We start from the raw sequence: 6,240 nt of genomic DNA, 5'->3' as shown, positions 1-6,240 counted from the left end.
ATCTGGGAGGGCTCACTGTCCATATCTGCTGGACCGCGAGACCCAAGGATGGTCTGGCTGCGTTTGATGGGCATATTTGCGTGCTTCGGAATACACGACTTTTTACGCGAAGCAATCCGCCTTGTCACGCAGAAACGGGTTCGGTAGACGAATTTCCTGCAATGCCGCGTGTTTTGGGTGTGGTGCGTCTCATGGCTGATTGCATGGTGGACTGCGGTGGGCAATCCCGAAGGGTTGTCCACGGAAGGCCAGCCATCAGCTACCGGTAAACGTTAAGAGTATGGGTTAACTACTTGTAAACCGTATACGGGAGACCCAGTACCTTGATTCTTATGAGGAAAAACACCCTCAGCGAACCCGATTCTGCGTGAAACCGTACTCGATTCTGCGAAGTGCTGTACCAGATTCTGCGGTATACCGAACCCGTTTCAGCGCAAAGCCCGAACCGGTTTCTGCGTGGATAACTCCCTGTTCCCACAGGCTTTTCCACAGCCGGAGGCACCAACAGCGTACCTGTTTCTGCGTAAGCCGAGCGTTTTTTGCCACGTATACCGCGTAAACCGGTTTTCCGGAGCAGTTATCCCCGCAGAATTTGGTACGCACCCAGGTTTACCAAGGCCGGCCCCGTCGCCTTGCGTACCCAATTCTGCGTAGCGAGTGCCCCCGCTGTTCCATTTGCGTACCCAATTCTGCGCTACGGCATTTGAAAACCCGCTTTTCAGGGTTCGCTATCCTGAAACGTACCCGTTTCTGCGGCGTACCCAATTCTGCGAACCCGCGTTCCGAATCACCTCGCGCCCAAAGCGTACCCGTTTCTGCGAACTCCCTGCGACCTCGTTTTCCAGCGCGCGTACCCGTTTCTGCGTCCTCGGAGCCGGTTCCGGCAAGTGCAGAATTTCCTGCTTTCCATTATACACAACATTCATATTGAAAGCGAGTGCTTGCACTCACGAATAGCGAATCAGCAAAAGGATTTTTGTGGGCGTACCTGTTTCTGCGCGTGTTCCCGGTGAGGCTTGTGCTGATGCGGTCGTACGCCGCGGGCACCCGTCAGTTGTGCGTACCCGTTTCTGCGGCCACGACCAGGCTGGAAAGGGGGCTACGCGTACCCATTTCTGCGAGAGAAGAGCCAAGTCGCCCTTGGACAAGGACTTTGGGAGGGGAGGAGGTTGTGGAATACGGTCGAGGGGCCGCATGAGGGCGCCTGCTGAGTGCCAGAAAACCCGATCCGGGGTCTTAGGCGTACCCGTTTCTGCGCAATTTCAGGCGTTTGAGCTGTCTGGGCAGCGGGAAGAAAAAAAACGGGGCGTACCCGTTTCTGCGTTGTGATATTGCGTCAGTCAACCCCTTGCGCGATGCCAGTGGAGATGCTCCCTGCGCTCGGATTCCAGCGCACGGTGGACTTTTACGCCTTGCGTACCCATTTCTGCGTGCCTTGATCGCCGCCTGGCTTTAGGAGAGGCGGTTGCGGACTAGGAAATGGCGACGCCGGAGATGCGGCGTACCCATTTCTGCGTGGGGATCCGGAGGCATTCCGGAATCGGACTGGCCGCTGAGATCGGTGCGTACCCGTTTCTGCGTGCTCTACGGGCGCCTTGACCGACGGCATTGCCAGGTGAGAACAGTGGCGCCGTTCCTGTGGCGATCCCGCCGCGCAGCGGGATCCGGGCGAGGCCGGGAGGGATTGCTGGACAAAAAAAAACCCCGCCTCGAGAGGCGGGGTTTTCCTGACTGGGCGCACCCCTAGTGGGGTGGCAGTCTACTGCTTACAGCGGCGTGATGTTCGCAGCTTGCAGGCCCTTCGGGCCGTTCTTGACTTCGAACGACACGCGTTGGTTTTCCTGCAGCGACTTGAAACCGTCGGAGCGGATTTCAGAGAAGTGCGCGAAGAGATCGTCACCGCCAGCGTCCGGCTTGATGAAACCGAAGCCCTTGGCGTCGTTGAACCATTTAACGATACCGGTTTGCATGGTATTGCTTTTCCTGGGAAAAATTTAAAAGAAACGGATAGCTCACGCATATCCGAGCAAAGCAACTCAAGGAAAGGACACCATGGACAACGGAAGTACCATGACGGTGGCTAACGAATGTGCTGTTGCCTCGTCGCTTGAATCTAGCGGGGTTTATACGGCGGATTAGCGCCAGCGTCAAGGTAGGGTCATTCTGGATGTCTGCCTGGATCCACTGCGAGCCACGGTCGGATCATCACGTTCTTCAGATGAATCCTATACGCCGCTGGTGTCGTCTCAACCGTGCCGGCCCTGCTTTACGTGTCCAGTCGCATGCCGTGCGCACTGGTGGAACTGGGCCGGGTGACGAGAAAAGCGTACCTGTTTCTGCGTGGCCGGGCGTGGGCCTCCCGCCTGCCCTTCGAATCGGCGGCGTACCCGTTTCTGCGTAGCCGGCGCGTACCCCCGGGACAAAATTCGCGTACCCATTTCTGCGCGGAATGTAAGTGACCAATTACCTCGCGTGGCAGATTGTGTGCGCCAAGGCGCTCATACTAAAGGATGATATTCGGCTGAGTACCCATACTGAGGGCTGGACAAACTGGCCCAAATGCACTGAACTAGAGGCGTGGCAGATTGCGGGGCGCTTCAAGGCGCCCCTTCTTGACTCCGGCATTCCGGGGCTGCGCCAGTTGACTCAGCGTCTTCAGGCCTGCAGTAGCGATACAACAAGTCCATCTCAAGCAAGAGGGCAAGGACTGAATGAGCAGACCATCGCCAAGATGGCTTCGCCACCACGAAAGGAGCGAGCGGAGACACGCCCGCCCGACAAAAGCAAACAATAAGACTAAACAAAAGTGGTAATCGCGAACGTGTAGTGCCGGGGGTGTTGTTCAACGGGGATCAATCATGACTGCAGGAGAAATCCGGCGACCCGCCATGGGGCCCATCAGCGAGTCTGCTAGTCTTTCCATTCACCGTGCCTGGGCGGCTTTGGGAGAAGCCGCAGCCGAGGCACCGCACCGAAGCCGCGCCAGCGAGCGCGGCGAACCTGCCGCCAGTATCGTCGAAGCGTTCCTGAGCCAGGAACAGACGTTGCCGGCCTACGCGCGTGCAGCGATTGAACAGCTACTGCAGCGACAACAATCGATGGATGGCGAGTTGTCCCGCCAGCGCGCGCTGCTGCAGGAATGGATTCTCAGCCAGCTGACCTACAAGGCACTCTATTACCGGTATTCCGGCCAATCGCCTGAAGCACCGCGCGCTGAGTTGATGCGCGAAAAAGACCAGGTGCGCCGACGTATTCGCGACCAGCTCCATGCCGGTAGCGACCACAGCGCCATTCTTGGCGAGCAGTCCCGCAGTTTGTCCAGGCCGTAATGCCGACGTTGCGCGTGGGGGATCTCCCCCAACCGACTCAGCTTGACCGCACACGGAGCCCGCACGAGAGCGGGACCGCGGTGCAAGCCGGAGTAGTCAAGATGCTCAACGTCAGGGAGAACGTTATGGACCGACTGTGCAAGGCGGCGACACGCACCGCACAGGTGTTGGTCGTATCTCGCCACGAACCCTATGGATTTGATCCGGCCCAGTTCGGCTCCGGCTGGGAGATTCGCCACATCCAGCAGATCCGGGACCTTAGCCGGGTGGTACGAGGCAGCGCGCCAATGGCTGGCGTGCTCGATCTCGAGACGGAATACAGCGATGCCGAGTTGATGCAGCTCGAGCAGAGCCTGCAATACCTGCACGTGATGTGGGTGGCGATCACGTCGTCGCGCATGCTGGAGGACGAACGCGTGAGGCGGCTGATACGCGACTACTGCGTGGACTACGTGCGCACGCCGTTTTCGTTCAGCGAACTGCTCTACACGCTGAAACATGCCCACGGCATGGCCTGCCTGCATGGCGCGCGCAGCCACGAACTGATCGGCCACGGCCCCATGATTGGCGAGTGCGCGGCGATGCGCAGCATGTTCCGCTCGCTCGCCAAGGTCGCCCACAACGAGGCGCCCGTCTTTATCTCCGGCGAGTCCGGCACCGGCAAGGAGTTGGCGGCGCAAGCCATCCATGAAGCCTCGAGCCGGCGCAAAGGTCCGTTCGTGGCGATCAACTGTGGCGCCATTCCCCCGCACCTGGTGCAATCCGAGTTGTTCGGCTATGAAAAGGGGGCGTTCACCGGGGCCAACCAGCGCAAGATCGGCTGGATCGAACAGGCGCAGGGCGGCACGCTGTTTCTCGATGAAATCGGCGACCTGCCGCTGGAAAGCCAGGTAGCCCTGTTGCGCTTCTTGCAGCAAGGCACCATCACCCGGCTTGGCGGGCACCAGTCGATCCCGCTGGATCTGCGCATCATCTCGGCGACGCACGTGGACCTGGTGGCGGCGCAGTCTGACGGACGCTTCCGTGCCGACCTGTTCCACCGGCTATGTGTTCTGACCTTGTCGATCCCGCCACTACGCGAGCGCGGGGAGGACATCCTGCTGCTGGCCAACTCGGTGCTTGCCGAGCATGGCCACGAGGCGCATCGGCGCATTCGCGGATTCTCGCCATGCGCCACCCAGGCCATGATGCAATACGAATGGCCGGGCAACGTGCGCGAACTGATCAACCGGGTACGGCGCGCGATCGTGATGACCGATAACCGCAAGATCACCGCGGAGGACCTGCAATTGCACGGCGGCAGCGATTCGCCACGCAAGACCCTGGACGCGATCCGCGAGGAGGCGGAACGCGAGGCGATCCGTACCGTGATGGCGAGCCACGGCTTCCACGTAGTACCCGCCGCGCGCGAGCTCAACGTCTCGCGTGTCACCTTGTACCGGCTGATGCACAAGCACAATATCCGGATCGAAGCGCATCCCGGCGCCGGCGAATAGCCGGCCGGCACCGCACAACACAGCGGGCTACGGCCCGCTTTTCTTGTGCGGCCCGGGGGGGCGCTCAGAACGTATAGGGAAAACGCAGCGTCACCGTGTAGTTCGGCGCATCCGGGGTGAGACCGATGCCGATTGCGGTGCTCACCGACAAGCCTTTGGTGATCACGTGATTGAAGCCGAATGTCATGGTGGCCACGTTGGCCCGGCTGCCGATCACGGTCTGCGTGACGCCCGCGCTGGTGACCTGCGTGCTCGATGAGATGGCGGCATTGAAGGCCATCGACATCGACGTGCGGTCGTTGAGCGCGAGCGCCAGGCCGCCGCCGAAGCCGATGGTGTCGCCCAGTTTCACGTCGGCCGGCGTGACTTGTCCCTGCACCGAGGAGATATCGCTCACCGAGCGCTTGATGTTGTAGGTGTAGCTGGCATTGACAAACAACACCACGGGGTCATAGGTCTTGAGCAGCGACAACCCGGCCGTCACGGCCCATACGCCGTTGCCCGTGGGCAACTGGTCGGCGATGTTCAGGTTGTTGTTATTGGGATCCGCCGAGACCAGCTTGATGCCGAACGGCGAGCGCCCGGTGGGCGCGCGCACGCGGATGCTGCCGACCACATCGGGCGCGGCGCCGCTCTCGCGCAGGAACTGGTAGTACAGGCCCATGCTGATATCGCCCAGCGCCGTCGTGCTCAGCGTGGCATCGGACAGGCTCGAGGCGGAGCCGCCCGCGCCGCCGGAGATGAAGTTGGTGTTGCGGTACATCACCGGCAGATCGAAGTCCATCGACAGGCGGTCGGACAGGCCGTAGCGTGCGATCGTGTCGTACGTGAGCGTGTGCGACTTGGTCTGGTTGAGGTTGATGGTGCCGAGGAAGATGGCGTCCAGCGCCAGGAAGCCGGACAGCGACAGCGCGCGCCGGTCGTAGTAGCTGTAGATGAAGCCGCTGTCGATGGTCAGGCGCCGCTCGAACAGTGGCGCATGCTCGCTCTGGTAGACCAGGTCCTTGCTTTGCACGCGCGCCTGTTGCTGTGTCTCGCGCGCATCCGAACCCACCACCGGCGTGTCGCCGGCGGGCGTTGCGGTGGCCGTGCCGCCCGCGGCAGGGCTTGCGCTTTGTGCCAAGGAGGGAACACCGGCGGCGGTCATCCCGCCACCGGCGTTCCCGTTGGCACTGCTCCCCGTTCCTGCTACTACCCCCCGCCCGCGCGCCCCGACCATTTCCAGATCGTTCAGGCGCTGTTCGAGAGCCTTGATGGTCTTGTCTTGCTGCTCGACCAGTTTTGTCAGCCGTTCGATCCGCTCGTCGGCGCTGGGCTGGGCGCTGACCTGCGCCCACGCGCCAGCCGAGATCAGCGTACCCGCCAGGGTACCCATCAGAGCGAGTTCGGTCTTCATCTTTCCCCCCGGAAATCTG

At 61.1% G+C, this 6,240-nt stretch carries 5 protein-coding genes; 3 read left to right on the top strand and 2 right to left on the bottom strand.

The window, feature by feature from the left end; all coding sequences use genetic code 11:
• Positions 1–1,766 precede the first annotated feature (1,766 nt).
• Positions 1,767–1,970, bottom strand: coding sequence for a cold-shock protein (locus F7R26_RS35610; protein WP_006159057.1), 204 nt, complete (start codon positions 1,968–1,970; stop codon positions 1,767–1,769).
• Between the two features lie 485 nt (positions 1,971–2,455).
• On the opposite strand from F7R26_RS35610, the gene F7R26_RS40805 reads away from it, so the two are divergent.
• The 3 genes from F7R26_RS40805 (at position 2,456) to F7R26_RS35600 (ending at position 4,825) form a co-directional block, all read left to right on the top strand.
• Entirely contained in the window at positions 2,456–2,794 is a 339-nt protein-coding gene (locus F7R26_RS40805) for a hypothetical protein (RefSeq protein ID WP_206702546.1), read from the top strand.
• 64 nt (positions 2,795–2,858) lie between these two features.
• The gene (locus tag F7R26_RS35605) at positions 2,859–3,329 is read left to right on the top strand and encodes a hypothetical protein (protein ID WP_170301948.1); all 471 of its coding nucleotides are present in this window, start codon (positions 2,859–2,861) and stop codon (positions 3,327–3,329) included.
• A gap of 125 nt (positions 3,330–3,454) precedes the next feature.
• A complete protein-coding gene (locus tag F7R26_RS35600; RefSeq protein WP_150989196.1) occupies positions 3,455–4,825 on the top strand; it encodes a sigma-54 dependent transcriptional regulator in 1,371 nt (456 codons plus the stop codon).
• 64 nt (positions 4,826–4,889) lie between these two features.
• Here F7R26_RS35600 and F7R26_RS35595 read toward each other — a convergent pair whose 3' ends face one another.
• Complete coding sequence (locus tag F7R26_RS35595) at positions 4,890–6,221, bottom strand: transporter (protein WP_241754664.1); 1,332 nt, start codon at positions 6,219–6,221, stop codon at positions 4,890–4,892.
• Positions 6,222–6,240: the final 19 nt, after the last annotated feature.

The sequence above is a fragment of the Cupriavidus basilensis genome (assembly GCF_008801925.2).
Lineage (GTDB): Bacteria > Pseudomonadota > Gammaproteobacteria > Burkholderiales > Burkholderiaceae > Cupriavidus > Cupriavidus basilensis.
The sequence above is the reverse complement of the archived record's forward strand: the minus strand, read 5'-3'. Positions and strand labels throughout refer to the sequence as shown.